27 protein-coding genes and 1 pseudogene are annotated in these 25,406 nt (G+C 58.7%); 10 read left to right on the plus strand and 18 right to left on the minus strand.

What is annotated here, in order from left to right; genetic code table 11:
* Positions 1–7: 7 nt before the first annotated feature.
* From AC07N8_RS17465 to AC07N8_RS17500, 8 genes are all read right to left on the minus strand, one after another.
* Positions 8–334: an SGNH/GDSL hydrolase family protein gene (locus AC07N8_RS17465; RefSeq protein WP_493145045.1), complete on the minus strand. Its 327-nt coding sequence runs from the start codon at positions 332–334 to the stop codon at positions 8–10.
* 204 nt (positions 335–538) lie between these two features.
* Positions 539–901: a hypothetical protein gene (locus tag AC07N8_RS17470; RefSeq protein ID WP_493145047.1), complete on the minus strand. Its 363-nt coding sequence runs from the start codon at positions 899–901 to the stop codon at positions 539–541.
* 136 nt (positions 902–1,037) lie between these two features.
* Positions 1,038–1,730: an RES family NAD+ phosphorylase gene (locus AC07N8_RS17475; RefSeq protein ID WP_493145048.1), complete on the minus strand. Its 693-nt coding sequence runs from the start codon at positions 1,728–1,730 to the stop codon at positions 1,038–1,040.
* Positions 1,724–2,128 carry an antitoxin Xre-like helix-turn-helix domain-containing protein gene (locus AC07N8_RS17480; protein WP_027924615.1) on the minus strand — a complete coding sequence of 135 codons (405 nt, stop codon included), beginning with the start codon at positions 2,126–2,128 and terminating at the stop codon, positions 1,724–1,726. Before AC07N8_RS17480 ends, AC07N8_RS17475 begins: the two co-directional genes overlap by 7 nt.
* A gap of 87 nt (positions 2,129–2,215) precedes the next feature.
* Positions 2,216–2,911: an arsenical resistance protein ArsH gene (gene arsH, locus AC07N8_RS17485; RefSeq protein WP_493145051.1), complete on the minus strand. Its 696-nt coding sequence runs from the start codon at positions 2,909–2,911 to the stop codon at positions 2,216–2,218.
* A gap of 11 nt (positions 2,912–2,922) precedes the next feature.
* Positions 2,923–3,393 (minus strand): arsenate reductase ArsC, encoded by a 471-nt coding sequence (locus tag AC07N8_RS17490; protein WP_493145054.1) that lies wholly within the window; start codon positions 3,391–3,393, stop codon positions 2,923–2,925.
* A gap of 25 nt (positions 3,394–3,418) precedes the next feature.
* Complete coding sequence (locus tag AC07N8_RS17495; RefSeq protein WP_483843868.1) at positions 3,419–3,766, minus strand: metalloregulator ArsR/SmtB family transcription factor; 348 nt, start codon at positions 3,764–3,766, stop codon at positions 3,419–3,421.
* 282 nt (positions 3,767–4,048) lie between these two features.
* Positions 4,049–4,321 (minus strand): hypothetical protein, encoded by a 273-nt coding sequence (locus AC07N8_RS17500; protein WP_483843867.1) that lies wholly within the window; start codon positions 4,319–4,321, stop codon positions 4,049–4,051.
* Positions 4,322–4,767: 446 nt separating this feature from the next.
* Between AC07N8_RS17500 and AC07N8_RS17505 the strand changes: the two genes are divergently transcribed.
* Together AC07N8_RS17505 and AC07N8_RS17510 are read left to right on the plus strand one after the other, a co-directional pair.
* Complete coding sequence (locus AC07N8_RS17505; RefSeq protein ID WP_483843866.1) at positions 4,768–5,427, plus strand: MarC family protein; 660 nt, start codon at positions 4,768–4,770, stop codon at positions 5,425–5,427.
* A 115-nt stretch (positions 5,428–5,542) separates the two neighbouring features.
* Positions 5,543–6,331: a nucleotidyltransferase domain-containing protein gene (locus AC07N8_RS17510; RefSeq protein WP_493145056.1), complete on the plus strand. Its 789-nt coding sequence runs from the start codon at positions 5,543–5,545 to the stop codon at positions 6,329–6,331.
* Positions 6,332–6,407: 76 nt separating this feature from the next.
* On the opposite strand, the pseudogene AC07N8_RS17515 reads toward AC07N8_RS17510, so the two are convergent.
* The 3 genes and pseudogenes from AC07N8_RS17515 to AC07N8_RS17525 form a co-directional block, all read right to left on the minus strand.
* A pseudogene (locus tag AC07N8_RS17515) lies at positions 6,408–6,605 on the minus strand (DUF3144 domain-containing protein); the annotation flags it as partial.
* Positions 6,606–6,831: 226 nt separating this feature from the next.
* The gene (locus tag AC07N8_RS17520; RefSeq protein ID WP_493145115.1) at positions 6,832–7,599 is read right to left on the minus strand and encodes an alpha/beta fold hydrolase; all 768 of its coding nucleotides are present in this window, start codon (positions 7,597–7,599) and stop codon (positions 6,832–6,834) included.
* Positions 7,600–7,684: 85 nt separating this feature from the next.
* A complete protein-coding gene (locus AC07N8_RS17525) occupies positions 7,685–7,948 on the minus strand; it encodes a DUF2790 domain-containing protein (protein WP_493145058.1) in 264 nt (87 codons plus the stop codon).
* Between the two features lie 920 nt (positions 7,949–8,868).
* On the opposite strand from AC07N8_RS17525, the gene AC07N8_RS17530 reads away from it, so the two are divergent.
* The 3 genes from AC07N8_RS17530 (at position 8,869) to AC07N8_RS17540 (ending at position 11,451) form a co-directional block, all read left to right on the plus strand.
* Positions 8,869–9,141 (plus strand): hypothetical protein, encoded by a 273-nt coding sequence (locus AC07N8_RS17530; protein ID WP_493145060.1) that lies wholly within the window; start codon positions 8,869–8,871, stop codon positions 9,139–9,141.
* A gap of 183 nt (positions 9,142–9,324) precedes the next feature.
* Positions 9,325–10,683 carry an MATE family efflux transporter gene (locus tag AC07N8_RS17535; RefSeq protein ID WP_483843863.1) on the plus strand — a complete coding sequence of 453 codons (1,359 nt, stop codon included), beginning with the start codon at positions 9,325–9,327 and terminating at the stop codon, positions 10,681–10,683.
* A gap of 93 nt (positions 10,684–10,776) precedes the next feature.
* Entirely contained in the window at positions 10,777–11,451 is a 675-nt protein-coding gene (locus AC07N8_RS17540) for a phosphoribosyltransferase (RefSeq protein WP_493145063.1), read from the plus strand.
* A gap of 6 nt (positions 11,452–11,457) precedes the next feature.
* On the opposite strand, the gene AC07N8_RS17545 is transcribed toward AC07N8_RS17540, so the two are convergent.
* A complete protein-coding gene (locus AC07N8_RS17545) occupies positions 11,458–12,204 on the minus strand; it encodes an SDR family oxidoreductase (RefSeq protein ID WP_483843861.1) in 747 nt (248 codons plus the stop codon).
* 206 nt (positions 12,205–12,410) lie between these two features.
* Between AC07N8_RS17545 and AC07N8_RS17550 the strand changes: the two genes are divergently transcribed.
* Positions 12,411–12,980 carry a YceI family protein gene (locus tag AC07N8_RS17550; RefSeq protein WP_483843860.1) on the plus strand — a complete coding sequence of 190 codons (570 nt, stop codon included), beginning with the start codon at positions 12,411–12,413 and terminating at the stop codon, positions 12,978–12,980.
* A gap of 112 nt (positions 12,981–13,092) precedes the next feature.
* On the opposite strand, the gene AC07N8_RS17555 is transcribed toward AC07N8_RS17550, so the two are convergent.
* Complete coding sequence (locus tag AC07N8_RS17555; protein ID WP_483843859.1) at positions 13,093–13,869, minus strand: alpha/beta fold hydrolase; 777 nt, start codon at positions 13,867–13,869, stop codon at positions 13,093–13,095.
* Between the two features lie 275 nt (positions 13,870–14,144).
* On the opposite strand from AC07N8_RS17555, the gene AC07N8_RS17560 reads away from it, so the two are divergent.
* A complete protein-coding gene (locus tag AC07N8_RS17560; RefSeq protein WP_493145065.1) occupies positions 14,145–15,272 on the plus strand; it encodes a GGDEF domain-containing protein in 1,128 nt (375 codons plus the stop codon).
* A 13-nt stretch (positions 15,273–15,285) separates the two neighbouring features.
* Here the strand turns inward: AC07N8_RS17560 and AC07N8_RS17565 are convergent, their stop codons facing one another.
* The gene (locus tag AC07N8_RS17565) at positions 15,286–15,771 is read right to left on the minus strand and encodes a hypothetical protein (RefSeq protein WP_493145067.1); all 486 of its coding nucleotides are present in this window, start codon (positions 15,769–15,771) and stop codon (positions 15,286–15,288) included.
* A 67-nt stretch (positions 15,772–15,838) separates the two neighbouring features.
* Complete coding sequence (locus AC07N8_RS17570; RefSeq protein WP_493145071.1) at positions 15,839–16,933, minus strand: Gfo/Idh/MocA family protein; 1,095 nt, start codon at positions 16,931–16,933, stop codon at positions 15,839–15,841.
* A gap of 223 nt (positions 16,934–17,156) precedes the next feature.
* Here AC07N8_RS17570 and AC07N8_RS17575 point away from each other — a divergent pair, with 223 nt between their 5' ends.
* The gene (locus AC07N8_RS17575) at positions 17,157–18,377 is read left to right on the plus strand and encodes an MFS transporter (protein WP_493145073.1); all 1,221 of its coding nucleotides are present in this window, start codon (positions 17,157–17,159) and stop codon (positions 18,375–18,377) included.
* Here the strand turns inward: AC07N8_RS17575 and AC07N8_RS17580 are convergent.
* From AC07N8_RS17580 to AC07N8_RS17590, 3 genes are all read right to left on the minus strand, one after another.
* The gene (locus tag AC07N8_RS17580) at positions 18,374–19,261 is read right to left on the minus strand and encodes a LysR family transcriptional regulator (protein ID WP_483844145.1); all 888 of its coding nucleotides are present in this window, start codon (positions 19,259–19,261) and stop codon (positions 18,374–18,376) included. The genes AC07N8_RS17575 and AC07N8_RS17580 overlap by 4 nt on opposite strands.
* 264 nt (positions 19,262–19,525) lie before the next feature.
* Positions 19,526–22,933, minus strand: coding sequence for an Ig-like domain-containing protein (locus tag AC07N8_RS17585; protein ID WP_493145075.1), 3,408 nt, complete (start codon positions 22,931–22,933; stop codon positions 19,526–19,528).
* A 249-nt stretch (positions 22,934–23,182) separates the two neighbouring features.
* Positions 23,183–23,623 carry a hotdog fold domain-containing protein gene (locus tag AC07N8_RS17590; RefSeq protein ID WP_493145077.1) on the minus strand — a complete coding sequence of 147 codons (441 nt, stop codon included), beginning with the start codon at positions 23,621–23,623 and terminating at the stop codon, positions 23,183–23,185.
* 163 nt (positions 23,624–23,786) lie between these two features.
* Between AC07N8_RS17590 and AC07N8_RS17595 the strand changes: the two genes are divergently transcribed.
* Positions 23,787–24,422 (plus strand): TetR/AcrR family transcriptional regulator, encoded by a 636-nt coding sequence (locus AC07N8_RS17595; protein ID WP_493145079.1) that lies wholly within the window; start codon positions 23,787–23,789, stop codon positions 24,420–24,422.
* Positions 24,423–24,447: 25 nt separating this feature from the next.
* A complete protein-coding gene (locus AC07N8_RS17600) occupies positions 24,448–25,158 on the plus strand; it encodes a GNAT family N-acetyltransferase (protein ID WP_493145081.1) in 711 nt (236 codons plus the stop codon).
* The last annotated feature ends 248 nt before the right edge of the window (positions 25,159–25,406 follow it).

Raw genomic sequence — 25,406 nt, forward strand, 5'->3', positions numbered from 1 at the left:
TGTATTTTTATTGTGGGTTGTGCGATGTCGAGGGGCGTGTTTTTGCGAAAGTGCTGACCGCCGCCGCATCCTCCGCCCACTGACTGTATATCGCAGGACCCGGATGGAAGCCATCCCGTGCCATCGAACCGTTCACCGGGGCCAACCGGGTCGTCAGCAGTGTGCAGTGATCAATACGTTCCGCCAGTTCGGCAAGGCGCGTGTTGAACGCGCTGGCCATGAGCCCCAGGTACCAACGCAGCGGTTGCGGCAGCGCGGGAAACAGGTGCATGGGGGGCAGCGGGGACAGCACGATCTGCTTGACCGCGTACTTCTCGCGCAGCAGGCCAATCAATCGATGTTGTCGAGCGACCCACTCGTCAGCCGCCAATGGCGCTGGTGTCTATCGGCGTCAACGATGTTACCAGCCCGAGTTTACCTAATGGTTGTCAGCGATAGATGTACAACCCCGCGTGGCGAGTGCACTAAAAACAGCTCACGAAAAAGCCCGGCTGATAAGGCCGGGCTTTTCATTGAGTACCGCGGTAAAGCCCTGCATTTATGCAGCGCGGCTTTCGATCAAACGGTCGGAACCCCCTTCGGCAACGCGGTTCTGCATCAGGTGATCGGAGCCGTCAGCGGCTACGCGGTTTTCCATCAGATGGTCAGAACCATCAGCGGCTACGCGGTTTTCGATCAGATGATCCGAACCATCTGCGGCAACGCGGTTTTCCATCAGATGGTCAGAACCATCAGCGGCAACGCGATTCTCGATCAAACGATCCGAACCACCTTCAGCCACACGGCTTTCAATCAGACGATCCGAGCCGCCTTCAGCGACCACAGGTTGAACCGAAGTAGCGGCAAAAGCATTAACTGCGAAAACCGAGAAAGCGATAGCGAGAAGGGTTTGGCGTTTCATGATGGTGTGCTCCGGGGTGTTTATTGGTTGGTATGGAGCGGATGTTACGCCGAGGATTTTTTATGAGAACTTCATTGGGTCAATGGTGACTATCGATGCCAGCAATGGATGCCTCTGGCCCCCGTTTTAGACGCATTCACGCTTCACTGATCTTGCTGACACTGGTGATCTGCCCGTTCCAGACCATCTCGTAATGAGCCGTCTGAACAATCGATGCAACCGGTCGCGGTGTCATCAAAGCCCAGCAATAACTGCCTGGCATGCGCACCGAGTGGTAACGAATACCGGGGCATCGCGCTTTTTTGATCAAGCTGCCCAGTTGACGGGAATGCGTGTAGTCGTCGGGCGCGTAGACCGGGTCAGTCAGCGCAATGGACATCGCATCTTTCATCGCCACGTCATCAAAGGAACAGGAAAGCCCGCGAAAAACAAAGCGCTCATAGTTCAAGCTACGGACATTCGACCAATACAGACTCTGGTGATGCCGCACTTCAGCCAGCGCCGTTTCCATGGTGTCCGCTAGGTACAACACCCCAAAGCTGCCATCGCTGAACCGCGAACCCGCCGGGTTAACGTGGGTAAACGGCGCGATTGCATAAGAGCAGCCCGGAATGCCGAACGGAATCTGATCCCGCGCAATCAACTCAAGACGACCGACTTCGTTGTGCAACCGGGGATTGGTCAGTGCCTGTATCTGATACAGCACATCAAATTCGTCCGCGTCCGCCACGTCATCAAACAGCGCGATGGGCGGGTACTTCGAATTGACCAGTCGGTAGGCTTTCAACCGCTCACCGGCACACTCCGCCAGTTCACTCACCCTTACCATTGCGCGCCCCGCAGCACATCGATGCGCCGAAAGGTTTCATACAGCGAAATCATATCGCCCTGGGCCATGATCTCGAGCGGGGTTCGCCCGTTGAAAAACTCGTTGTCGTTGGCCATCGAGACAAACCCGTAGACGTTTTCCGGATTGTCGAAAACCAGGCGCAACGTCGCGTGGATGTTGAGGACAAAACTGATGCGCTGCATCTGGTCCGCGTCCAGCGCCACCGCCCATTCGGGGTCCTGCTGCCGGGCGCGGGTGTAGGTGCTGCGGGAAATGCGCAGGATGCGACAGGCCTGCTCGCTGGAAGCAGACCATTTTTCGAGAATGCCCACGGCTGCCCGCAAGCCCGTGACGCATTGGCTCTTGGTGAATGCTGGTTCCTGAAGGGGGACTGCCATGTGTCAAACCTCTATTGATCCGTAGACTCAAAACTATATAGATTGAGTCTACGGATCAATAGGGCGTCGACCAGTGGCACCCAGCGATCAAATCGACCGTTGATTCACCCGCTGACTCAACTCGTGCGCGGACTCCTTGCGCTCCGAATAACGGTCAACCAGATCCGGGCGATCCCGCAACAGCAATGTGAACTTCACCAACTCTTCCATGACATCGACGACCCGGTCGTACAGCGCGGAGGGTTTCATGCGATTCCCCTCATCAAACTCCAGAAAGGCTTTCGGCACGGAAGACTGGTTGGGGATCGTGAACATGCGCATCCAGCGCCCCAGCACGCGCAACTGGTTGACCACGTTGAACGATTGGGAGCCACCGCAGACCTGCATCACCGCGAGCGTTTTCCCCTGGGTCGGGCGAACGGCTCCCAATGCCAGCGGCACCCAGTCAATCTGAGCCTTGAACACGGCTGACATGGAACCGTGGCGCTCGGGCGAACACCAGACCTGCCCCTCAGACCACTGCATCAGCTCAAGCAGTTCCTGGATTTTCGGGTGATCGTTCGGCGCATCGTCCGGCAGCGGCAGCCCCGAGGGATTGAAGATTCGCGTTTCTGCACCGAAGTGTTCGAGCAGACGGGCGGCTTCTTCGACCAGCAGCCGACTGAACGACCGCGGACGGGTCGATCCGTACAGCAACAGGATTCGTGGTTTGTGTTGGCCGTCGTGATTTTTGGCGATGGGCTCAATCAAAGACGCATCGAGATTAGGTAGAGGGTGGCTCATGGGGGCTCCGGTCACAGGGTGCTGATGCGGTCGAGTTCGCGCTTCAATGCGTCGCGATCGAGTTCGGCGAAGGGCAGGGCGAGGAAGGCCCGGCAGCGCGTTTCGATGCGCGTCAGGGTCGAGTGAAAGGCAGCGGAGACGGCCGCCTCATCGCCCTTCACCTCGGAGGGATCCTCCAGTCCCCAATGGGCTTTCAACGCCGGCCCGAAGTAGACCGGGCACGCTTCGCCGGCAGCCTTGTCACAGACGGTGATGACAATATCCGGCGGGTTGGCTTCGAAGGCGTCGTTGCCTTTGCTGCTTAACCCGTCGATGGCAATCCCGGCTTCTTGCAGCGTGGTCAGGCTGCGCGGCAGCACCCGTCCTTTGGGAAAGCTGCCGGCGCTGACAGCCTCGAAACCGTCCGGCGCAAGATGATTGAACATCGCTTCGGACAGGATGCTGCGGCAACTATTGGCAGTACACATAAACAGGACGCGCATGGGGGCTCCAGGGTGATGAACAGAATCAGCAGCAGGCAGTGGTGTTGAGAGGGCGGTCGCCCATCGCGTCGAGTCGAGCGCTGTTTTGCTCAAGCCAGGCAGTGTTGGCCGCCAGCGTGGTCTCAAGAACGGTGCGCACCCAACCCGGCAAATCAGGATTGAGCCGGTAATAGACCCACTGACCCTGACGCCGATCGAGCAGCAACCCACACGCACGGAGCTGCGCCAGATGGCGGGAGATTTTCGGTTGACTGTCGTCCAGAGCGCAGACCAGTTCGCAAACGCACAGCTCTCCCTCGCGGGTGATGAGCAACGTGGCCCGCGCGCGGGTCTCGTCGGAAAGGCATTTGAAGACGGCGGCAGGGGTCAGCATGGACACGGCTCGATACATATGGTTATCCGAATATACGGTTATCCATATGTATTGAGCAAGCCTCAACGCTGACGGGCGGGCTGATGTCCTGAAAAATCACGGCCTAATGCCAATCAGTCAGGGAGCGAAAAACCTGTGGGAGCGAGCCTGCTCGCGATGACGGCGGGTCAGTCAACTCTTGTATTGCCTGACAGTCCGCCATCGCGAGCAAGCTCACTCCCACAAAAATCGCGGTATTCAGCGTCTTAACTGATCGGCATTAGCATTCAGGCGCCCGTTTTTTTACTCCGATACCTGTGCGCGCAAACGTCGACCGATCACGTCCATCAAGTCACAGCCATCGCGCAAAGGAATGGCCAGCAGTTTGGAAAAGTCCGACAGCACCACCGTGTCGCAACCGAGCTCGGCGCGGAAGGCGATGTTTTCCAGCACTTGGGTGACGGTGCGAATACGGTAGTCAGCCATGGCTTGCAGGACGTCGAGCGGGGCGTGGGTGTCGATGAGCAGGGAGGCCGGGATCAGGTCGATTCCGGTGAGGGGCATATATCTGTTCATTTGAAGATCTCTGTTTGATTGGCTCAATGCCGTCACTCAGTCGTCGCCAAACGATTGGGTGGCAGCTGTGCGCAGGTTGGCGAACCGGCACAGAGAAAACCGGCAGACCCGAAGGTCTCCCGCGCACAGCCGCCATTAAAGGCGGCTTTGCGGGTGCGTGAGCTCCTGCAATAAAGCGGATAGCCCTCGCATTCTCTGTGATCAGGTCGCCAAACCTGAATCGCCATTATGGGCGACGGGGCGGACTATAAGCTTCATCGGAACGACGGGCAAGGTGAGGGTTTCCGAGATAAGTGTAGGACCAGATCCGCATCCTTTGTCAGTAAACGGCTGACCTTTACTGAGCCAGCGTCACCTGTGCCGCAGCGCCAGATTGAGCTCCAAACGGGCTCATTGCGCAACATCCGCTAAGGTGATGTAACGCGGTCTCTCCTTGAAGGTGCGCCATGAACACCTATGTAACGCTGTTTGTCGGCATGTTTACCACGTTACTGGCCATCATCAACCCACTGGAGGCGATCCCCGTGTTCCTTGGCATGTTGCAAGGCAAGGACACTGCCGAGCTCCGCCGGGTAGCCCGCAGAGCCTGTTTCTTCGCGTTATTGCTGATGTTCTTTTTCCTGATCTTCGGCAACCTGCTGCTGCGTCTGTTCGACGTGCCATTGAGCATGATCCGAGTGGTCGGTGGGGTGATTCTGATGCGGATCGGTTTCGAGCTGTTCGCCCCCACGCCCAACAGCAGCCTGATTCCCACTGGGCACGACACCGATCAGGACGTGTCTTTCATCCCCCTGGCCATGCCCATCATGTTTGGCCCCGGTGCGATTGCCACCGTGATCGGACTGACCAGCACCATCAAGGACGCCAGTCATGCGGTGCTGTCTTTCGCCGTCGTGGCGCTGGCCATCTGCGCCACGATGTTCACCACCTATTTGTCACTGGCTTACGCCCAAGTCATCCTCAAGACGATCGGCCCGCAAGGTATCGATGCCGCCACGCGAATTGTCGGGTTCTTTGTCTCTGCCATGGGGGTTGGTTTGATCTTTCATGGCACGGTGGAGTTTTTGCAATCGTATGGGGTGTTGCTGCATGGCGGGGTGGGGTAGGGCTGGATCGTTGTCTTTGCATTGAACGTGTGATTTCGGCCAGAAGTGTCCCACTGGACAGTCTGCCTTCGGATGAGTAGCGTGCAATCGAATATCATCTAGTTAGAGTTAGCACATGGTTTCTACGGCTGTTCAGGAAGAGGTTCGAGGCCGCCTACGTCGCGCTGAGGACGAGCATGACGTGAAAATGCTTTTAGCGGTTGAGTCTGGCAGTCGCGCCTGGGGATTTGCCTCTCCCAACAGTGACTACGACGCACGCTTTATCTACGTAAATAAACCTGAGTGGTATCTCTCGGTCGGCCTTGAGGAGCAACGCGACGTCATCGAGTATCCGATCATTGACGACATGGACATCAATGGTTGGGATCTACGAAAAGCGCTTAGGCTATTCTGGAAGTCAAACCCAGGCTTTGTGGAGTGGGTGCAGTCGACCATCATTTACGAATACTCAGGATCCTTTCACGAGCGAGCTAAGGAGTTATTGCCGCATGTGTATTCGGTAGAGAGTGGCATTTACCATTATCGCAGCATGGCCAAAACCAACTACAGGGGGTATTTGCAGACCCCCCAGGTACCGCTGAAAAAATATTTTTACGTCCTGCGCCCCTTGTTATCGGTGCGGTGGCTGGAACAGTTTGGTACGCCCGCCCCCATAGAGTTTGACAAGCTACTCGGTGTCATCGAAAAACAGCCTGAGCTCCAACAAGCCATTGATGATTTACTTGCGATTAAGCGCGCGTCTCCGGAGATGGGTCTATCGCCCCAGATTACCCCCATCCAGCAATTTATTGAGCGTGAACTGCATCGACTTGAAAGCATCTCGCCGACCCGTAGCGAGCGCAAAGAAGTTGAACCATTACTTTCCGAACTGTTTCGCTCTGTGCTGAAAGAAATTTGGGGGTGAAAGGCTGCGTCGGAACGCTCTGTAGTAGTCAGGCACATCTGGCTACCTACTCAGACGACGAAGCCAAACAATCACCGAGCGCTTCGCGAGCCTGCGCCATTTCTTCGCCTGATTTGAAGTAACGAGCGCTCATCCAAGCGTTGAATCGAGTGGTGCCAAACATCATCGACGCGCTTACCTTGCCAAGGTCTCCGAACTCCCTAAGCTGCTCGTTCGACAAGTTTATAGGTGCGTCTGCACGATCATAGAATGCTTCATCGGCGGCATCTGGCATTGCTGGTTACCTATCAATCATTGCCAGGCCAACATTAGTAAAAACCGGCATTGTTCAAGACGTTTGATACCTCCAAAGACGCCAGTCTGTCGGTGGACGAGTTCGTGGTTCGGATTCGCTCCATCAGCGCGCTGGCAACCAAGTATTAGGACAGCCGCTCGTTATAAAACGGACAACGGACTGCGTCGTTAGAGGCAGTCCGTTGGTGCGTTTTTGCTAGGAAGTGTTACTGACTGCGACCCGCCGCTGCCAGAATCAGATCGGTAATTTCTTTAGGGTGCGATACCAGCGAAAGATGACTGGAGTCGAGCTCGATGGTCGTGGCGTTCATTCGCTTGGCGAGGAAGCGCTCAAGGTCCGGTGATGTAGTTTGGTCATTCTTCGAGACAGCATACCAGGAAGGCTTGGTGTGCCATGCAGCAGCGGTCGTTCGGCCGTTGAACAGGGTCTTGGCAATCGGCTGCTGAGTTGCATACAGCGACAGGGCCTTGTCCCGCGGCAAGTCGCCCCCAAAGAACTTGAGGTAAGCGTCTTGAGTCAACGAAACGTATCCTTCATGTTCAACGGCACCGGCACGCACAGGCATCGTCGGATATTTCGCCGCGAGTGCAACAAAGTCTTCACCGGCGTCCGGAGCTCGTGCTGCCACATATACCAGCGAGCTCACTTTAGGATCGACCCCGGCTTCGCTGACGATCGTACCTGCGTATGAATGTCCGACCAGCACCGTCGGCCCTTGCAACTGATCCAGTACACGCTTTGTAGCGGCGACGTCATCGTCAACAGAGGTCAGCGGGTTCTGAACAGAGACTACATTCAAACCGGCGGCCTGCAACCGTGGAATGACTTCTGACCAACTCGACCCATCAGCCCAAGCACCGTGCACCAATACGACGTTAACGGCTTTAACGGTGGCGACCGGCCCAGCCATTGCCTGAGTGGCACAAGCCATAGCAGAGATTAGGCTTACGGCGATTCCGAGTGTGCTCAACATTTTCATGTGTTGTCTCTCTTGTGTAGTTCACTAGTGGGATTGATTTTATTTCAGGTTGTGTATTAGACGCTTCACTACTGACGACTTAATCGTTGCAGCCACCACCCAGCAATTGATAGTCGAGTTCGTGTTTCGAACCGGTAGAATCCAGGTAAATCATTTGTCCAGGAACAACGCCACAACTAATGGCAGGGGTTGCAACGGACAGCACTTTGGCAATATCCAAGTGGGTGCCATATTTGTAGTTGTCAACTATAGTGGTCGTCGTATTAGGGGCCGTGCCGGAACCCGCTGCCATTGCGGTATTGAGGAAAGCCAGGACCGCTGCGCCTACGAGCAAATATTTCATGAGTGCACCTCTTCATATATGTTTAGTGAATAGCTGCAAGTCAGTGTGCACAGTTACAACTGCACTTGCGTTAGACATAAATTACGGGAGCGCCCGAAATCTATCAATTGTACGTAGGTATTTAGGGGTAATACGTAGAGCTCAGAATCCTATACGTTGGTTTAAATTGGCTTGTCGCCTGCTCATAAGCACTGAAAAACCCCAGTGGTACGCCCCATATAAACACGCGACAAATAATCATTTGCGTGCGAAATTTGTTTGTTAGTCCTATACGCCCAGAATAAAGTTTATTTCTTTAGATATTCTATTAGTGGGAATGTAATGGGTGAAGGAAGACGTCGCGCTTAGCCGATTGAGGGCCGGGCATCATCTGAACTCGAGGATCATTAGGCTTTGCCTGTTACGGGCTACGACTACTATCAGTACGAACTGGGCCAATCATCCGCGACACGATAAACAGCAATTTCTAAAAGATGCCATCCACTATGTCTTTACGTTTCAGGACCCTTCCCGTGGGATGCATCGCAACTGAGGGCAGTTCTGGTATCCAAAGTACAAATTTTTTTTCTTCGGAGCAGAAAGCAAGGGATGTCTGGCGACAATTGATAAGAGACGTGGGTGCATAATCCCCATAGTTGCGTCTAGCCAAGCCAGTTTCCAAAATACCAAATTCCACCTCCAGGGTAGGAAAGGTGTGGATACCGGTCCACTACGTTTACTCCTTATATCGTCCGTAGTAGGCAGCAATCGGCCGTTGCGTCGCTTAACTGTTTCACCCTCGCTAAAGGACTAGCCGAGTGATATACCGTGGTTGGGTCCAATGCATGACAAAAAAACTAGGCAGTCCCATGATGCGATTCTCAATTTATAGCGGATTGGTTTTGGTGGGCTACTCGGCGCTCGACTACGGAGATCCCCCAATGGGCGTTGCTTTCGGCCAGTTCGAACCTGCCGATGGGTACGCAGCTATCCAGAACCAATGCTCCACGAACCATCACGACCAGACCGTTCTGGAACTTTCTGTTCGGACCGAAGCGGGTCTGGTAATTCCATGTGCAGGATTGGCCATCCTGGATTACTCCGGAGAGCTCCCGCCGCCGTGCATCGAAGTGAATGTTTTCGGCATTCCACATCCTCTCTATGGCGAGCTGTTTCCTAAGCAGGTCACTCTGTATGAGCGTCAGTTCAGCTAATCGGAGTGTCCCGCGTATGTCCGCTGTGGGTTGTGGATTCCTGCCCTTCGCAACGGTCAGCAATCGGCTGGATTGCCGCCATACATTTCTCACACCCTATAAATTTTCCAAATAGCAGCGGTCTCGGAACAAGGCCCTGGCGTAGAATCCCCATACCGCGCCCACACCCGAGACGGACCCTCAATGCAAACCCCCACCCATCCCATCCCCCTCTGGAAAACCTACCTGCTTTTCCTCGCCCCGATGGTCCTGTCGAACTTCCTCCAGTCCATGTCTGGCACGGTCAACAGCATCTACATCGGCCAAATGCTCGGCACCCAGGCCCTGGCCGCCGTGTCCGGCATGTTCCCCATCGTTTTCTTCTTCATAGCCCTGGTCATCGGCCTCGGCGCGGGGGCGGGTGTGCTCATCGGTCAAGCGTGGGGCGCACGCGAACCGCATCTGGTGAAAACCATCGCCGGTACGACCTTGCTGCTGGGCGCAATGATCGGCCTGACTGCCGCCGCCCTCGGCAGTGTGTTCGCGCGGCCGGCCTTGCAGGGTTTGGGCACACCCGCCGACGTATTGGACGACGCGGTGGCCTATGCCCACGTGATGATGTGGATCATGCCGTCGCTGCTGGTCTACGTGCTGTTCACCCAGCTGCTGCGCGGGGTCAGCGATACGGTGTCGCCGCTGATTGCGTTGGTGGTATCGACCTGTATCGGCTTGGCGCTGACGCCGGCGTTGATTCGGGGTTGGTTCGGGTTGCCGATGATGGGGATTCAGAGTGCGGCGTATGCCGGGCTAGCGGGTAACTTGTCGGCGATGGGGTGGCTGGCGTGGCGGTTGATTCGCAAGGGGCATCCGCTGGCGCCGGATCGGGAGATGTTTGCGGCGATGAAGCTGGACCGGGAGATTCTTGGCAAGGTGTTGCGCATCGGGTTGCCAACCGGGTTGCAGATGGTGGTGTTGTCGGTGTCGGAGCTGGTGATTCTGGCGCTGGTGAACCAGCACGGTTCGCAGGCGACGGCGGCGTATGGGGCGGTGACGCAGATCGTCAATTACGTGCAATTTCCGGCGCTGTCGATTGCGATCACCGCGTCGATCCTCGGGGCTCAGGCAATCGGGGCAGGGCGCCTTGAGCGCATGGGGCCGATTTTGCGCACGGGGCTGCTGATCAACGTGTGCCTGACCGGTGGATTGGTGGTGCTGGGTTATCTGTTGTCGCACTGGTTGTTGGGGCTATTCCTCACCGATGACTCGACGCGGGCGATGGCCGAGCACCTGTTGCACATCATGCTCTGGAGCTTGTTGGTGTTTGGCTTCCAGGCGATTGTCGGCGGCATCATGCGCGCGAGCGGCACGGTGTTGGTGCCGATGGCGGTGTCGATTTTCTGCGTGGTGCTGGTGCAGTTGCCGGTGGCGTATGTGCTGGATGGGCACTTCGGTTTGCAGGGCGTGTGGATGGCGTTTCCGGTGGCGTATCTGGGGATGCTGGCGTTGCAGACGGCGTATTACCGGTTTGTCTGGCGGCATCAGCGGATCGAACGCTTGGTGTGAGCCAGCGGCTTGCTGTCGGCCACGGTCAGGCCGACAATTCCTCGGGACTGCGTGATGAAACCGGCAGGCGTGCTCGCCTGAGGAGGTTTTCTAATGAGTCCCTCATCGCACATGATTTTGCAGGACCGGCCGGCGGCGGGGCGGCGTCTGGTGGCGCCGTTGCTTGCTTACGCCAACCGCCCGGATGTGATCGTTCTAGCCTTGCCCCGAGGCGGCGTGCCGGTGGCTTACGAAGTGGCCACGGCGCTGGATGTTCGTCTCGACCTGATGCTGGTGCGCAAGCTTGGCGTGCCGTCGCACGAGGAGTTCGCGATGGGCGCGATTGCCAGCGGCGGCATCCAGATTCTCAATCAACAGGCGCTGAGGGCACACCCGATTGATAAGGCTGCGTTCGACACGGTGGTGGCGCGGGAGACGCGGGAGTTGCTGCGGCGCGAGCAGGTTTACCGGGGAACACGTGCGAAGGTGCAGCTCAAGGATCAGGTGGTGATTCTGATCGACGATGGGCTGGCGACGGGCGCTTCGATGCTGGCGGCGATTCATGCGGTGCGGGTGCACGGGCCATCCCGGATTGTGGTCGCAGTGCCGGTGGGGCCACCCGAAACGGTCGAGGCGTTGCGCAGTGAAGTCGATGAACTGGTGTGCCCGATCATGCCGGAGTGGCTGATGGCGATCGGGCATTGGTACATGGATTTTTCCCAGACGTCGGATGCAGAGGTCATCCGGCTGTTACAGCGGGCGTGGCAGAAAGAGGCTGACGTTCATTGAGGTTTCTTAGTGGGTCTTGAGCCAGTCCTGGAACCGCGTCGCGCCAATGATCGGGTTGGCGCCCGGTGTCAGTGACTGGTCGTTGATCGGCGCACCAAAGTAGGGAACCGAGTCGTCCGCTATGGGTTGGCGCGGGTCCTGGGTGTGCGTGAGGTAATCGCTGGCGAACTCGACGAGAGGGCGGTTCTCAGGTCCGGCCACTTCGAGGGTCTGATTGACCGGCGCTTTCAGCGCAATATCCGTCAGCGTCGCCGCGACATCGTCCGAGGCCACCGGTTGCAACGCGGCGGACGTCAGGTGAAGGGTGTCGCCTTCCTCACGCCCGGAGTGAGCGATGGCGTGGATAAACTCGAAGAACTGCGTAGCCCGCAGGATGGTGTAAGGGATGCCCGACTTCTTGATCAGTGCTTCCTGGGCCATTTTTGCCCGAAAATAACCGCTGTCGAGCATCCGCTCGGTGCCAACGACGGACAGGGCGACATGGTGTTTGACCCCGTCGAGCTTCTCCGCCGCAAACAGGTTGTGCCCGGCGGTTTCAAAGAAGTGCAACGCGGCGTGGTCTTCGAAAGAAGGTGAGTTCGCCACATCGACCACCACGTCGGCGCCTTTTAGTGCCTCTTTGAGGCCTTCGCCGCTGATGACATTGACGCCGGTACTCGGTGATGCCGCAAAGGCTTCATGGCCCAGTTCCTGCAGGTTTTTGCAGACCTTGCTGCCGATCAGTCCGGTGCCTCCGATGACGACGACTTTCATGACCCTTCTCCCGAAGCGGTGAGTGCAGCGGTTATTAAACACCCGCCAAGGTGGCAATATCGGACGCTGACTCGGGAAGGCCGACAGATGGTCGAAAGTCCGGCAGCCAGTGGAAGAAACGCGAGTTGTTTGCTTTAGTCCTCCTATCGCCCGCCCACGTGTGCGGGCAGTTCGCTTCATAACGGGAGCCCTCACCGGAGAATCCCATGACTGTTCGATTCCCGCGGCTCGCTGTTCTGGCCGTCGTGCTGACTGTTGGCTGCTTGCCCTGCGCGCAAGCGGTGCAATACAAACAAGTCAATCAAGCCGCGAGCAAGATCTCCTTCACGTACAACCAATTCACCTCGCGGGTGTACGGCACGTTTGGCGTGTTCGAGGCCAAGCTGGATTTCGACACGACCAACCCCGCAGCGGCCCATGCATCGCTCACCATCCAGCTCGACAGCATCGATGCCGGCAGCAGTGACGCCAACACGGAACTGCAAAAGCCCGCCTGGTTCGATTCGGCGGCCTATCCAGTGGCGACCTTTGAATCGACCGATGTGAAGGCGCTTGGCGACAACAAGTACACGATCATCGGCAAACTGACGCTCAGGGGCGTTACCCGTGACGTGGCGGTTCCGGTCCTGCTGAAAGCCGAGAACACCATCGGCATCTTCGACGGCGAGTTAACGCTCAAACGCAGCGATTTCAAGATCGGCGAAGGTGAATATGCCGATACCGTGGTGTCCGACGACATCAATATCCGGTTCAAGATGGTTGCGCCGCAGCAGTAATCCCGGAGATTGCCTGACGGGTGTCCATTTCAGATGAGTGCCAGGAAAGTGTTGAACACGAGCGATGAGACTGAGCGTCAGCCTCATGCTCAGTGACGCGTTCAAACGTAGGTCAGTGGGCCTTTGCCGCCGTTTCGATCAGGTCGGCAACGGCTTTTGGGTGAGAAACCATCACTACGTGAGACGCGCCTTTGACCACCACCGTTTGTTTGGCGTTAGCCCGCTCAGCCATGAATTTCATCGCCTGTGGCGGGATGTTCTTGTCTTTGTCGCCATACACCCACCACGACGGGATCGTCTTCCAGGCCGGATCAGTGGCCTCTTCCTTGAGTGCCGCTTCAGTCACCGGGCGCTGCGTCGCGGCCATCAGGCGCGCGTCTGCGTTGGGCACGTCAGCGGCGAACTGGTCGTGGAACTTGTCTTGCTGGATGTAAAAGTCCTTGCCACCGTCAGCCAGGTCGACCGGTTTTGCCAGGGTAGGGCCCAGCGTGCTGCCCGGGAATTTACCGGTCAGTGCAAAGGCGCTTTCGCCTTTTTCCGGGGCGAAGGCCGCGACGTACACCAGTGCTTTGACGTTGGCTTGGCCATAAGCGGCTTCGCTGATGACCGGGCCGCCATAGGAGTGCCCAACCAGTACAACCGGACTGCCGACACCTTTGAGCACGTCGGTCACTGATTGCGCATCGCCTTTAAGGCTGCGCAGCGGGTTCGCCGCCGCTAACACCGTATAGCCATCCTTTTCCAGAATCTTGATCACACCGTTCCAACTGGTTGAATCGGCGAAAGCGCCGTGAACCAGCACAATGGTTGGTTTGGCGGTTTCAGCCATGGCTGAAATCGGAGTGGCAAGCGCCGCCGCGAGGGCCAGTCCCGCGACTAAAGTATTCATGTTCATACAGGGTTCCTTCCAACTGAGTGCATTGAGATGTTTATGGAAAACACCGAGCATGAATGTGAAGATCGGACAGTGATGGACCCGTAGAGCTCTTCGGCACGCCAAGCGCTCCATAGATTGAGCACGCCGACCGCAAAACGATTGTGTTCATGTGCTATTACTTCGCAATGGTTTATTGCAAACGCCCATCAGTTCGATTCGTTTGTTTGCTTGGCTAGCCGGATGGCACAATCGCTTTTTTGTCGCAGCATCATGATCAGGCGGTTCACATGGATGGCCCAGGATTTCGGTACGACCAGGAGACGTTCATCGCGGCCCAAGTACGCGGTGACCGATTGCGACAGCTGTTCAACCAATCCGTGTCCGCTGTGTTCGGCAGTTACCTGGCCGCGCTGATGCTGTGCGGGCTGTGCTGGGAGCGCATGGATCACAGCGTCATGTATGGCTGGATTGGCCTGCTGAGCGCCTCGTCGTTACTGCGCATCCTGATGTTTGTGGTCTATTTTCGCAGCCCGGACAGTGAGCGCACGCCGCAACGCTGGGAGCGGATCTATTGGGTGACGCTGGTGTTGTCTGCCGGTATTTGGGGCGCTGGCGCATTAGCCGTCATGCCGGCAGATGACCCGCTGGCCCAGGCGCTGGTCATGCTGTTTGCCGTTGGCATGTCGGTCAGCGCGGTGTCGTGTTACTCGTCCTATCGGTCCATGACGCTGGTGTCGATTGGCCTGGTGTTGTTGCCGTGTACCACGTGGCTGTTGTTTCAGCACTCGACCTTGCAAGTCGGTATGGCCCTGGCCGTCGTGGTGTTCGCGTCATTTGTTGCCAGGGCAACCCGCAAACTGTCCGAAGCCCTGGAGACTGCGTTTCGCCTGACCCGTGAAATGGAACTGGCGCACCGCATCGCCACGCATGCTGCGCAAACCGATGAGCTCACGGGGCTGAAAAACCGCCGGGCTTTTTTTGAACACGCGCAGCAGTTGTTCAACAACTGCCAGTACCATCGGTTGCCGCTGTGCGCGGTCATGCTGGATATGGATCACTTCAAGCACATCAATGACACTTACGGCCATCAGGTCGGTGATCAGGTGCTGCGTCAGATGGGAGTGGTCATCAGCACCTGTTTTCGCGAAACGGACATCTACGGCCGACTGGGCGGCGAGGAGTTCGCCGTCCTGCTGCCGGACACGTCCATTGAGGTCGCCCTCGAAATTGCCGAGCAACTGATCCAGTCCATCGGTGGGTTGATGACAGGGCCGGTTTATCGCGTTTCGGCCAGCCTTGGTGTCGCGGCAATGGAAATCCACGACCATGATCTGCAAAGTCTTATGAACAATGCGGACAAAGCGCTTTATCGGGCCAAGGCGCGTGGGCGTAATCAAGTGGCGGTTTCGGAGTAACGGTGGGGACGGGTTAATAAAACCGGTCTTCCTCTTTCATCGCATAAATCCGGCCCAGCGTCCTGGCCGATATCCCCAGGAACAACAACGTCAGCAATACGCCCCCCATCATGATGTAAAACCCCGGGCGGTTGCCGTTCAGCTCGCGCGCGATGCTGCTTTGCGCCGGCAGCCAGCGGGAGTAGATCAGGGGAATGCTGCCGCCGGTTTCATAGGCGGTTTTTGTAGCATAACGTTCGTCGACGTATTGGTTGTCGTGCACCTGGCCGTCGAGATCGGTGTAGCGGTAATGGATCACTTTGCCGTCGCGGTTCATCCGGATGTCGTCGAGTTGCGTCACTGTGCCGACAGTCTCGACAGGGCCCAACTGGATGGCGGCATAGCGGATGCCTTCATGCCGGGCCATGCCGGCCAGGATCAGCACCACACAGCAGGCCACGGTGAGCAGGATCACCCGGTTGAACAGGTGATCTTTTTCAGCTTCGCGGGGGTAATACATCTCACGGTCCTTCGTTGATTAATTCACAGAAGGAGTCGGCGAGCGGCGTGACAACTTTAGGCACGTATTATTTCAGGGCTGTCCGGCGCCCGTCCCGGGCCGCGTCCAGCAACCGATGCAAGCGCACCGCATCGTCAAACGTCGCCGCGCCATGGCTGTCGTCAACCACGTCCTGCGCATACACGTAATACAGCTCTGCCAGTTCCAGCACCGCCGAAGGCAATGTCGATTCGGGCAGGCGCTGATAGCTGGCAGGCAGCGGCAGTGATTGCATCGGCAGATTGTCGCCGTGAGCACCCTCGATCACGTAGTCATCGCCCACGTCGCCGAATGCCGAGCGGTTGCTGATTTTCAGGTCGCCCTGGTCGCCGGTGATGTCGATCTGTACGCCCGAGCCGTTGCGTTTGCCGCCTTCGATGTGGATCGAAATGACGCCGCCGTCTTCGAGCATGCCGCTGAGGACGAGTTGGTCGGGGGCGGTGCTGTCCAGCACTTCGCCGGTTTCCTTGATGGTCACTTTCGGGAACTGGTTGACCATCAACCCCGAGACGCTTACTGGCCAGCCGGTGGCGGTGAAGAGCATGTCGAGGAAGTGTCCGGCGTAGATGGCGATGACGCTGGAGAAGTTTTCCTCGGGGGCGGTCCAGCGCAGGGCGTTGGGGCGCAGGGCCTGGAAGTAATTCATGCTGACGTGCATCCGCACGGAGCGCACCTTGCCGACATAGCCTTGTTGCAGCAGGTCTTGCAGGTAGCGGTTATGCGGCGCGTGGCGGCGTTGCAGGCCGACGATGTGGCGCACGCCGGCGTCCTTGGCCAGGTGCAGCAGTTGTTCGGAGTCTGCGGTGGTGGTGGTCAGCGGCCATTCGCAGTAGACGTCTTTGCCGGCGGCGATGGCGGCGCGCACGGTTTTTTCGTGTTGCGGGGCGGTGTTGAGCACCACGACCAGGTCGACTTCAGGGTTGTTGACCAACGCGTCGACCGAGTCGGCGACCTGGCTGATGGCGTACTCGCTGGCCGCGGCTTCGGCGCGTTCACGGCGTTCGCTGTACACCGCTTGCAGGTGATATTGCGGCAGCAGGTTCAGCACGCGCAGATGGCCGTGGCGAGCCCAGTTGCCAACGCCGATGATGCCGACGCGAATAGGGGAGTGTGCAGTTGTCATGGGAATGTCCTCGTAGGGTTTGGCTGACGAGGTGAAGTCTAGGGAGCGCGGCCCCGCAGAAAAACCGGCCAAAGGGCCGAACACTGCGGACAGGAAAGGCGCTAATGGCTACGCGTCGGTTCGATTGCGGAACGATTGATCCGCAGTGATCGGAGCCGCGCACCATTTTTCCGCAGGGCTCGGATACCTAGCATGGCGCCACTCATTACTGTGGAGCTTTGCCATGAACGATCTGTCTGCATCACCGGCCACCGCTGCGCTCGCGCCAGCGCAGCCGTCCTCCTGGCGCGACTGGCTGTCGGTGTACGCGGTGGCGCTGGGCGCTTTTGCCTTTGTCACCACCGAATACCTGCCGGTCGGCGTCCTGCCGCAAATTGCCAATAGCCTGAGCATCACCGATGGGGTGGCTGGATTGATGGTCACCGTGCCGGGCATGGTGGCGGCGGTGTCGGCGCCGGCGATCATGCTTGGCGCGGGGCGAATGAACCGGCGACATTTGTTGCTGCTGCTAACCCTGTTGCTGGTGGCTTCCAACGTCGTCTCGGCGTTGGCGCCGTCATTGCCGGTCATGTTGTTGGGGCGCGGGCTTCTCGGTGTTGCTTTAGGGGGCTTTTGGGCTGTGGCCATTGCGGCGGCGGGGCGGTTGGTCAGCCAGTCGAAGGCAGCGAAGGCCACTGCTTTGATCTTCGCCGGGATCACCCTGGCAACCGTATTCGGAGTGCCGTTCGGGACGTTTGTCAGCACGCTGTTTTCGTGGCGGATGTCGTTTGCCGTGACAGCAGGGCTCGCGTTGCTGGCGCTGATTGCGCAAGCGTTGACCTTGCCGTCATTGCCATCCAGTGAAGGCTTGAAGTGGCGCGCCCTCGTGGCATTTCTGTCGCGCAGCAATGCCCGCCGCAGCATGTTGTTGCTCGGCACAGTGGTGGCGGCGCACTTCACGGCGTACACCTACATTGCGCCGTTCCTTGGGCATGACGCGGGTTTCTCGCCGAGTGCGATCACCGCGATTCTGTTGGGCTTTGGCCTGGTCGGCATGTTGGCGAACTTCGCCATGGCCGGGAGCATCACCACGCACCTGCGTGCGTCGCTCGGCGCCGTGGTGTTGCTGATGGTGATTGCGCAACTGGCCTTGCCCGGATTACAGGGTTGGGGCGTGACGTTGGCGGTGCTGGTGTGGGGTGTTGCCTACGGCGCGATTCCGCTGGGCGTGAGCAGTTGGATGCAGCTGACGTCGCCGCAATTGCCGGAAGCCAGTTCCGCCATGTTGGTGACCACGTTTCAGGTGGCGATTGCTTCGGGTTCGCTGTTTGGCGGCTTGATGGTTGATCACGCCGGCGTGTCTTCGGCGTTGTGGCTGGGCGCGGCGATTGGTGTGCTCGGCTTGGCGGTGATGCTCAGTTTCGGCATCAGCAAGGCCCCAATTGCCGAGGCCCTGCAACGCTAGACCTTGAGAATGTTGTCTTTGAAAAAATCGATCAACACTCGCAACCTCGGTGCCGTCTGCTTCGACGCAGGCCAGAGCATCCACAGGTTGCCGGTGTGGTCGGTGTAGTCCTCCAGCACCACCTTCAGCCTGCCGTCGGCCAATGGCTGACGGATTGAAAAATCCGGCAGGCAGGCAATCCCCACTCCATCGATCGCCAGGTACGTCAGCGGGTCCATCGTGGTGCAGGTCAACGCCCGCGTCAGGTTCGGCTCGATGTGCGTATCGTCGACGCGCAGCGGCCAACGCTCGATCATCCCGGTGGCCGGAAACTTGTGCAGCAGGCACACGTGGCGGATCAAATCGTCCGGGTGTGTCGGATCACCATGACGCTCCAGATACGCCGGCGACGCCACCAACTGCAATTGATACCCCCCCAGCTTGCGCGCCATCAGCCGCGAATCCTGCGGCGCGCCCGTGCGGATCACCGCGTCGAAGCCTTCCTCGATCACGTCCACCATGCGGTCGGACATGTCCACGTCTAGCTCGATGTCCGGGTAGGCACGCATGAACCCGGCCAGCACCGGCATGATCAACACGTTCTGGATCGGCACGCTGATGCGCACCTTGCCGCGCGGGGTGGCGGACAATTCCAGCAGTTCCATTTCTGCCGCTTCCACTTCACTGAGGATGCGCTTGCAACGGTCCAGAAACAGTTCGCCTTCGGTGGTCAGGGTGACACTGCGGGTGCTGCGATGAAACAGCCGCACACCCAGGCGTTCTTCCATGCGCGCCACGCTCTTGCCGACGGCGGAAGAGGAGATCTCCAACAGGCGACCGGCTTCGGTAAAGCTGCGGGTTTCGGCCACATGAATGAAGGCCGTGATGCCGCTGAGGCTGTCCATCATTTGAGGTGAGCTCGGTGCTGGGAGAGGGTTAAGGCAGAGTAGAGGCGGGCGGGGGAATTGGGAAGGGAAGTCTCGGGGACCGGGGGCGCCATTCGCGAGCAGGCTCGCTCCCACATTTGATCTTCGGTGAACACAAATTTTGTGTCTGACACAGATCCAGTGTGGGAGCGAGCCTGCTCGCGAAGGCGGCCTTACATTCAGCGCAACATTCCGACAGGCACCCGGTCCGCAATGAGCAGACCGGGCGCCATCGATAACGCTTTAGTGCGCGGCTATCGGTGCCGTGACCGACTTGCCGAACGCTGAGGTGACCGTGATGGTCGGGCTCGGTGTCGGCCCGCTACCGGTCGTCGTCACCGACACCCGCCACCGCGCACCGGTGCCAATCGGCGTGAGCGTGGCGGCCCCCAGGTTAAGCGGCCCGGCGGTGGTGGTCGCGGTCACTGTCACCGTGTTGCCCGCCGCCTTCGAAGTAGTCCCGGCAATGTCCCAGGTGTAGCGACTGTTGCTGCGACCGGTGACGGAAGCGCTGGTCACCACCAGGTCCTCGTTGACTGCCGCGGCGCCGCTGACGGCCACGGACACCGTCGCCGGGGCAGAGACCGCGTCCTTGGCGTCGCTGGCCTGATAGGTGAACGTCGCAGTGAATGGCGCAGGGACAATCGCCGGAGGCGTGTAGATCACGCGCACACCATCGGTGCTGACCGTGCCCTTACCGGAATCCGGCTGGCTCAGGCCCACCACTTTGAGCGGCACATTGCCGTCCGGGTCGGTGTCGTTGGCCAACACGTTGATGGTCAGCGGCTGACCATTGCTGCTGGTCGCGACGTCCGGGTTGGCCAAGGGTTTTTTGTTCTCGCCTTCATTGTCGTCGTCATCACCGTTACCGCCGGTGCGGAAGGTTGGCAGCGCCACGGAGGCCACGTAGGTCACACCGTCCCAACCCGGCAGCGGTGTTGGCATCAACTGGAACTGACCCGGATGCTCGATATCCCAACGCAAGAGCATTGAGTTGTCCTCGTGCTGGGTGTTGTGGCAGTGCTCCATGTAAGTCCCGGCGAATTCGCGGAAGTGGATAGCCATTTCCACATCCACGGAACTGTCGATGCCTTCGCCAATGCGATAGACGTCCTTGCGCGCCCATTTTTCCCAATCCGGCGGCGCCTTGCCGTCGCGACTGAGGATCACGCCTTCCTCGAAATGCACGTGCACCGGATGGTTCCAGCCGTTGCCGCCATTTTTGATTTTCCATACTTCGAGGGTGCCGTCGCCGGAGTACCCGCCATCGGTCGGGCCATTGGCCAATTGCGGTGCGGCGCTGAGCCGGCGTGGGTCCATGTTGTAGCCGAAACCGCCATCGGTCTTGACCGTCCACGGTGCGGCGTCGGTACCGTCGGAACGCCCAAAAACAAACTCGCGGTGCCGTGCGGCGGTGAGTTTGGCCTGGTCGGTCGGGTTATCGCGGTCGATGGTCAGCGGGATCATGACCTTGCCGGCGGCCTTGCCAGGCTTGGCCGGTTCATAGGCGACCGGGTCCATGCTCAGGTCCTGGCCAGAGTAGGGCTGTACCAGCAACTCGAGGAATTTGCCCACGGCCGGGTCGCCCTTGTCCCATTCCGGACCTTTGCTGCCTTGCTTGATCACGGCTTTGTATTTTTCCGACAGCACATCGGCCAGGGACAGTTCGTCTTTCTCCGGGCCCTTGCCGGTCTGGTGTGCCATCAGATTGATGAAGAACAGCTTGTCGCCAACGCTAATCCCGTTTTTCGCGAAGTTGACGATGATGTCGTAGCGTTCGGCGATGCCCTGGGTCGGCAGGATGGCGTTGTGATCCTGGAAGTTACCGTCGCCATCGAGGTCCATGGTGCCGTCGAACGGAATGCTGTGGGCCATGATGTTGCCGTCGTTGCCGATCAAGTGGAACGGCACGCGGTTATAGGACACCCCGGAACCCGCCGGCCCCGGAAACTCGCCACCATTGCCGCTGACCTGGCGGACCAGCGCCATTTTGAAGTAGCGCGACACCGAGCCATTGAGGATGCGGAAGCGATAGCTGCGCGCCCGCACTTTCAGCACCGGTTGGTACTGCCAGTTGACCAGAATCTGGTCGCCGAGAAAGCCGTCGGTGTTGAACGGGTTGAACCACAACTGGCCGTTCGCGTCCCAGGCCTTGTCGGCGACCACCAGGTTCACATCGTAATCACGGTTGCCCCACGGCATGGCCGAACCGCTGGGGAAGCGCAAGTTGACACCGTCCTCGATCGCCTCGTTCCCGCGATCCAGCGCGCTGTAGTAATTCATCATCACCGCGTTGCCCTTGTAGACGTTCTGCGCGGTGAAATCGAGCATGTGGTCGTGGAACCAGTGGGTGCTCATGGTTTCGCGCCAGTCGCCACGAATCTTGATGGTGCCGTTGTCGCAGGTTTTCAGGCCGGGACTGGCGTCGTTGACGTAGAGGGTTTCACCGGGCGCGCAAGGGAAGGCGGCGCGCGGATCCTGCGCGGTGGTGTTGATGGTGTCGTAGCCGGCCAATTGCACGGGCCAGCGATAGTCGTAGTACTGACCCGGAAAGAAAAACGCGTTGGCATAGCCGTCGCTTTCGGCCGGGGAGTGCCCGTTGTGTTCGTGGGTGCTGATGGTGTGCAGGCCGAAGCCCATGTTGGCCGCCGGGTCGATCGGCAGGGCGTTGTAGTGACGCATCACCAGAGGTTGGCCGTAGCGCACCATGAGCAATTTGGGCGGCACGGTGCCGTCGAAAGTCCACAGCGCATTGTGATTCTGGATTGGCATTTTCGAGTGGAAACGCACGTCGATGCCCTTGGTGGTACCGGCGGTGGCCGGGATGTCCGAGGTTTGGTAGTAGAGCCCGCCGGGGGCAAATTCACCCTTGGCGTAGTTGTGCAATTGCTTGCGGTCACGCAGGCCCAGGTTGGTCCGCGCGCCGGCTTGCACGGTCTTGAAATCCGCCTGCGGGTAGAACTCGTTCCAGCGCTGATGCGACCAGCCTTTTCCCGGTGGCCGACCTTCAGCGGGTGAACCGACTGGATGGCGGTTGAGGAACGATTCGATCTGCGCCTGCCAGGGGTTGCGATCCAGCACATTGGAAAACTGCGACGGGAACGGAAACAAGCCCGGTTGACGCATGAACGCATCCAGCGCGGCACTTGACGGGCCACTGCGAGCGACGAGGTTCGGGTCCTGCTGCGGCGCCGGGCCGGTGGTGGGCACGGGGAAACTCAGCGGCGGCTGCGGCAGCGTCGGGTCGAGTTTTTCCGTACCGAACTCTTCGAACAGCAGCAGTTGCTGAGTAAACGGCTCGGCCCCAAACAAGGGACTTGGTTTGCCGTTGGTGGGGAAGTTGAACGACGTTTGCGCAGCGGGCGGCAGCACGTTATCGGCGCGGGGCGTTTCCTTGTCGCCGTACACACCGTTGGGCAAGGCCAGTGAACCCTGATTCGCCTCGGGCATTGTCTTCAATGCTTCGAGCGCCACGACTGGATCCGCCGGTGGGTTGTAATAGGCCGAGGGATCGGTCGGCGGCGGTTGACTGACATCGTCAATCGGGGCGGCATTCAGTGTGGCCAGGCTGGCCGTCATGAGCACCACCGTAGTGATGCCCTGCGCCAGGGAAACGCCGGGCGATTTGTTCGCAGGGATTGAGCTTTTCATGATGGTTCTCGTGGGGCATGCCGGTGTGAGGGCACGTGCCCTTCGGCTAACGCAAAAGTCGCGCCATTACCGTAGTGGCCTGAAAAGCTTTGTTAAATCATTGGGTTGAGAGATGTGTAAGGGTATTTGAACAGTGGGGAAAGGGCACCGAACCGGGGGGTAATCCTCGGTATCGGGGGGGAATGAGGTTGTTCGTACGCGACACCCCCTGTAGCAACCTGCGTGCGGCTGCTACAGGGAAAGTGCGGCTCAGGCCAGTTTCACATTCATGGTGATCCGCGCCGTGAACACCTTCTTGCCTTCGGCGTCATGAATCTCCACCGGCACGATCTTGTCGCCTTCCGTCTGCCAGTCCACCGCCTCTCCGCTAGCCACCGCCGTCACGTCGCTTTTGGCCTTGGCCAGATACTCCACGGTCATGCCTTTCGGAATCCAGCGCGCACCGGCAGGAATGGACACGTCAGTCATCGTCCCGGCGGCCAGTTCGGCGGCGTTGCACATCGCAATCGCATGCACGCTGCCCAAGTGGTTGGTGATCTCCCGCGTGAACGGCACCTGGACCGCGGCATAACCCGGACGCAATTCCGAGATCAGCGGGTTGATCGTGCTGAAGTAGGGCGCCACCTGACAGGCCATTTTGCTGAACGCTTGCGGACCTGCGCTGTTAAACATGCTGAGAAACTGACTCATGTTGAAGCCTCACTGATGGTTGATTTGGCAGAACGATGTTCCGTAACAGAATAATGTTCTGTTACGGAACAGTATTCTGTCGCAATGAAATCTGTCAACCTAGCGCGGCTTACTCATGGGCAGTGCTCTGCCTTGTCATGGATTTTCTTGGCCAGTGTCCCGCATGGAAACCTCAGATTTACTCGAACGCTGCTACCCCGGCAGAAGAGCCGAACTCAAGCGCGATATCTTCAGAAAGGCCCTGGCTCTGTTCAACGAGCTGGGAGTCGAAGCCACGACCATCGAGATGATCCGCGCCGAATGCGACACCAGCGTCGGCGCGATCTATCACCACTTTGGTAACAAGGAAGGCTTGGTGGCGGCGCTGTTTTTCACCGCGCTGGACGATCAGGCGCAGCTGCGTGACTGCTATCTGGCCGAAGCGAAGACAACCGAGGAAGGCGTGCACGCGCTGGTGTACAGCTACGTCGACTGGGTCGACAGCCAACCGGAATGGGCGCGCTTCCAGTACCACGCACGGTTCGCCATCACCAAAGGCCCGTTCAAGGACGAGCTCGCAACCCGCAACAAAACCCGTAATCACACACTCGGCGCATGGCTGGCAGAGCCCGGCCGGCGCGATGAATTGCGCGCGGTGCCTGGCGAACTGTTGCTGTCACTGATCATCGGCCAGGCCGACAGTTACTGCCGCGCGTGGTTATCGGGAAGGGTGAAGGGCAGTCCCAAGGCCTACCGCGATCTGCTGGCGCAAGCCGCGTGGCGCTCAATCTGTGACAATAGCCCGGCCGATGCCCAGTAAGTCTTTTCCCGGAGTCAGAATTTCAATGCCGCAACTCACCCACTTCGCAGCCCCGTGCCCGGAGCACATCAACAGCCAGATCCTGCAACTGGTCGTCGATAACCTGACCGACATCAGCATGGTCGGCATCGGTCCGAGTAACCCGCTGTACAACGTCTACCAATACACGGTCGGCTTCGAAGTGCACCTGTACCTGGAAGCGCTCGACGGGTCGAAGGGGATTGCGGTCGAGTTGATCGTCGCCACCGACGAAGAAGACCCGGAGAAGGTCATCGGCTTTTTGCTGTACCTGCCAATCAAAGACGATCCGCAAGCCTGCGGTGTCGCCTACATGGCGGTCGACGCCGGCCATCGTCGCCAAGGTGTCGCGCGCGCCATGCTGCAAGACATGATCAGCCGTTACCCGCACGCCGAATTGACCTGCGCCGTGGCCAAGGTGCCGTGGTTTGAATCGATGGGCTTTCAGGTGCTGGGCGTGCGCGCTACGCAAGTGCTGATGAACACTCGCGACCACAGCAGCGAAGGCTTGATGGGGCTGCTGGATGTGGCGTCGATCTACAGTTCGCTGGAAGTTCGGCAGATCCATCACTACTTGCTGCAGAAGCACGGCAAGCGCGCAATGATCGATGCCGAGAAGCAACGCGACCGGCATCTGGACCAGATGACCCGCAACGCCAAGGTGTTTGTGCTGAATCGTTTGGGCCAGAACGCGGCGAACGAGCCTCGTCTGGACTAGACTCACAAGTCCTTTCGGGAGCGCACGGTCGCCCGACCGTGATATTCTGCGCGCCAACTTGGTTTGACCTGTTCAGTTGGTCCGTCTTGGAGACGTGCCGACAGGATCAATGTCGCTCAAGTAGCTGAAGCCAATAATGATAAAAAGTCAGTTCAGTAGGGACATATAACTGAGGTCGATGGAGACACATCGGCCTTGTGTGCCCACCCTCCAATCAGCATGCATGAACACCCACGACATCCTGCCTG

It is taken from the genome of Pseudomonas sp. GW821-FHT10C09, from assembly GCF_059415465.1.

What these genes read in the sequence shown, in the direction of transcription:
- AC07N8_RS17510 (WP_493145056.1), top strand. Translation starts at nt 5,543, where the DNA reads ATGGTTTCTACGGCTGTTCAGGAAGAGGTTCGAGGCCGCCTACGTCGC.
- AC07N8_RS17475 (WP_493145048.1), bottom strand. Translation starts at nt 1,730, where the DNA reads ATGGTAAGGGTGAGTGAACTGGCGGAGTGTGCCGGTGAGCGGTTGAAA.
- AC07N8_RS17580 (WP_483844145.1), bottom strand. Translation starts at nt 19,261, where the DNA reads ATGGACAGCCTCAGCGGCATCACGGCCTTCATTCATGTGGCCGAAACC.
- AC07N8_RS17560 (WP_493145065.1), top strand. Translation starts at nt 14,145, where the DNA reads ATGGATGGCCCAGGATTTCGGTACGACCAGGAGACGTTCATCGCGGCC.
- AC07N8_RS17470 (WP_493145047.1), bottom strand. Translation starts at nt 901, where the DNA reads ATGAAACGCCAAACCCTTCTCGCTATCGCTTTCTCGGTTTTCGCAGTT.
- arsH (WP_493145051.1), bottom strand. Translation starts at nt 2,911, where the DNA reads ATGAGCCACCCTCTACCTAATCTCGATGCGTCTTTGATTGAGCCCATC.
- AC07N8_RS17490 (WP_493145054.1), bottom strand. Translation starts at nt 3,393, where the DNA reads ATGCGCGTCCTGTTTATGTGTACTGCCAATAGTTGCCGCAGCATCCTG.
- AC07N8_RS17500 (WP_483843867.1), bottom strand. Translation starts at nt 4,321, where the DNA reads ATGAACAGATATATGCCCCTCACCGGAATCGACCTGATCCCGGCCTCC.
- AC07N8_RS17540 (WP_493145063.1), top strand. Translation starts at nt 10,777, where the DNA reads ATGAGTCCCTCATCGCACATGATTTTGCAGGACCGGCCGGCGGCGGGG.
- AC07N8_RS17595 (WP_493145079.1), top strand. Translation starts at nt 23,787, where the DNA reads ATGGAAACCTCAGATTTACTCGAACGCTGCTACCCCGGCAGAAGAGCC.
- AC07N8_RS17600 (WP_493145081.1), top strand. Translation starts at nt 24,448, where the DNA reads ATGCCGCAACTCACCCACTTCGCAGCCCCGTGCCCGGAGCACATCAAC.
- AC07N8_RS17570 (WP_493145071.1), bottom strand. Translation starts at nt 16,933, where the DNA reads ATGACAACTGCACACTCCCCTATTCGCGTCGGCATCATCGGCGTTGGC.
- AC07N8_RS17545 (WP_483843861.1), bottom strand. Translation starts at nt 12,204, where the DNA reads ATGAAAGTCGTCGTCATCGGAGGCACCGGACTGATCGGCAGCAAGGTC.
- AC07N8_RS17495 (WP_483843868.1), bottom strand. Translation starts at nt 3,766, where the DNA reads ATGCTGACCCCTGCCGCCGTCTTCAAATGCCTTTCCGACGAGACCCGC.
- AC07N8_RS17555 (WP_483843859.1), bottom strand. Translation starts at nt 13,869, where the DNA reads ATGAATACTTTAGTCGCGGGACTGGCCCTCGCGGCGGCGCTTGCCACT.
- AC07N8_RS17525 (WP_493145058.1), bottom strand. Translation starts at nt 7,948, where the DNA reads ATGAAATATTTGCTCGTAGGCGCAGCGGTCCTGGCTTTCCTCAATACC.
- AC07N8_RS17575 (WP_493145073.1), top strand. Translation starts at nt 17,157, where the DNA reads ATGAACGATCTGTCTGCATCACCGGCCACCGCTGCGCTCGCGCCAGCG.
- AC07N8_RS17520 (WP_493145115.1), bottom strand. Translation starts at nt 7,599, where the DNA reads ATGTTGAGCACACTCGGAATCGCCGTAAGCCTAATCTCTGCTATGGCT.
- AC07N8_RS17565 (WP_493145067.1), bottom strand. Translation starts at nt 15,771, where the DNA reads ATGTATTACCCCCGCGAAGCTGAAAAAGATCACCTGTTCAACCGGGTG.
- AC07N8_RS17585 (WP_493145075.1), bottom strand. Translation starts at nt 22,933, where the DNA reads ATGAAAAGCTCAATCCCTGCGAACAAATCGCCCGGCGTTTCCCTGGCG.
- AC07N8_RS17505 (WP_483843866.1), top strand. Translation starts at nt 4,768, where the DNA reads ATGAACACCTATGTAACGCTGTTTGTCGGCATGTTTACCACGTTACTG.
- AC07N8_RS17530 (WP_493145060.1), top strand. Translation starts at nt 8,869, where the DNA reads ATGGGCGTTGCTTTCGGCCAGTTCGAACCTGCCGATGGGTACGCAGCT.
- AC07N8_RS17480 (WP_027924615.1), bottom strand. Translation starts at nt 2,128, where the DNA reads ATGGCAGTCCCCCTTCAGGAACCAGCATTCACCAAGAGCCAATGCGTC.
- AC07N8_RS17590 (WP_493145077.1), bottom strand. Translation starts at nt 23,623, where the DNA reads ATGAGTCAGTTTCTCAGCATGTTTAACAGCGCAGGTCCGCAAGCGTTC.
- AC07N8_RS17550 (WP_483843860.1), top strand. Translation starts at nt 12,411, where the DNA reads ATGACTGTTCGATTCCCGCGGCTCGCTGTTCTGGCCGTCGTGCTGACT.
- AC07N8_RS17535 (WP_483843863.1), top strand. Translation starts at nt 9,325, where the DNA reads ATGCAAACCCCCACCCATCCCATCCCCCTCTGGAAAACCTACCTGCTT.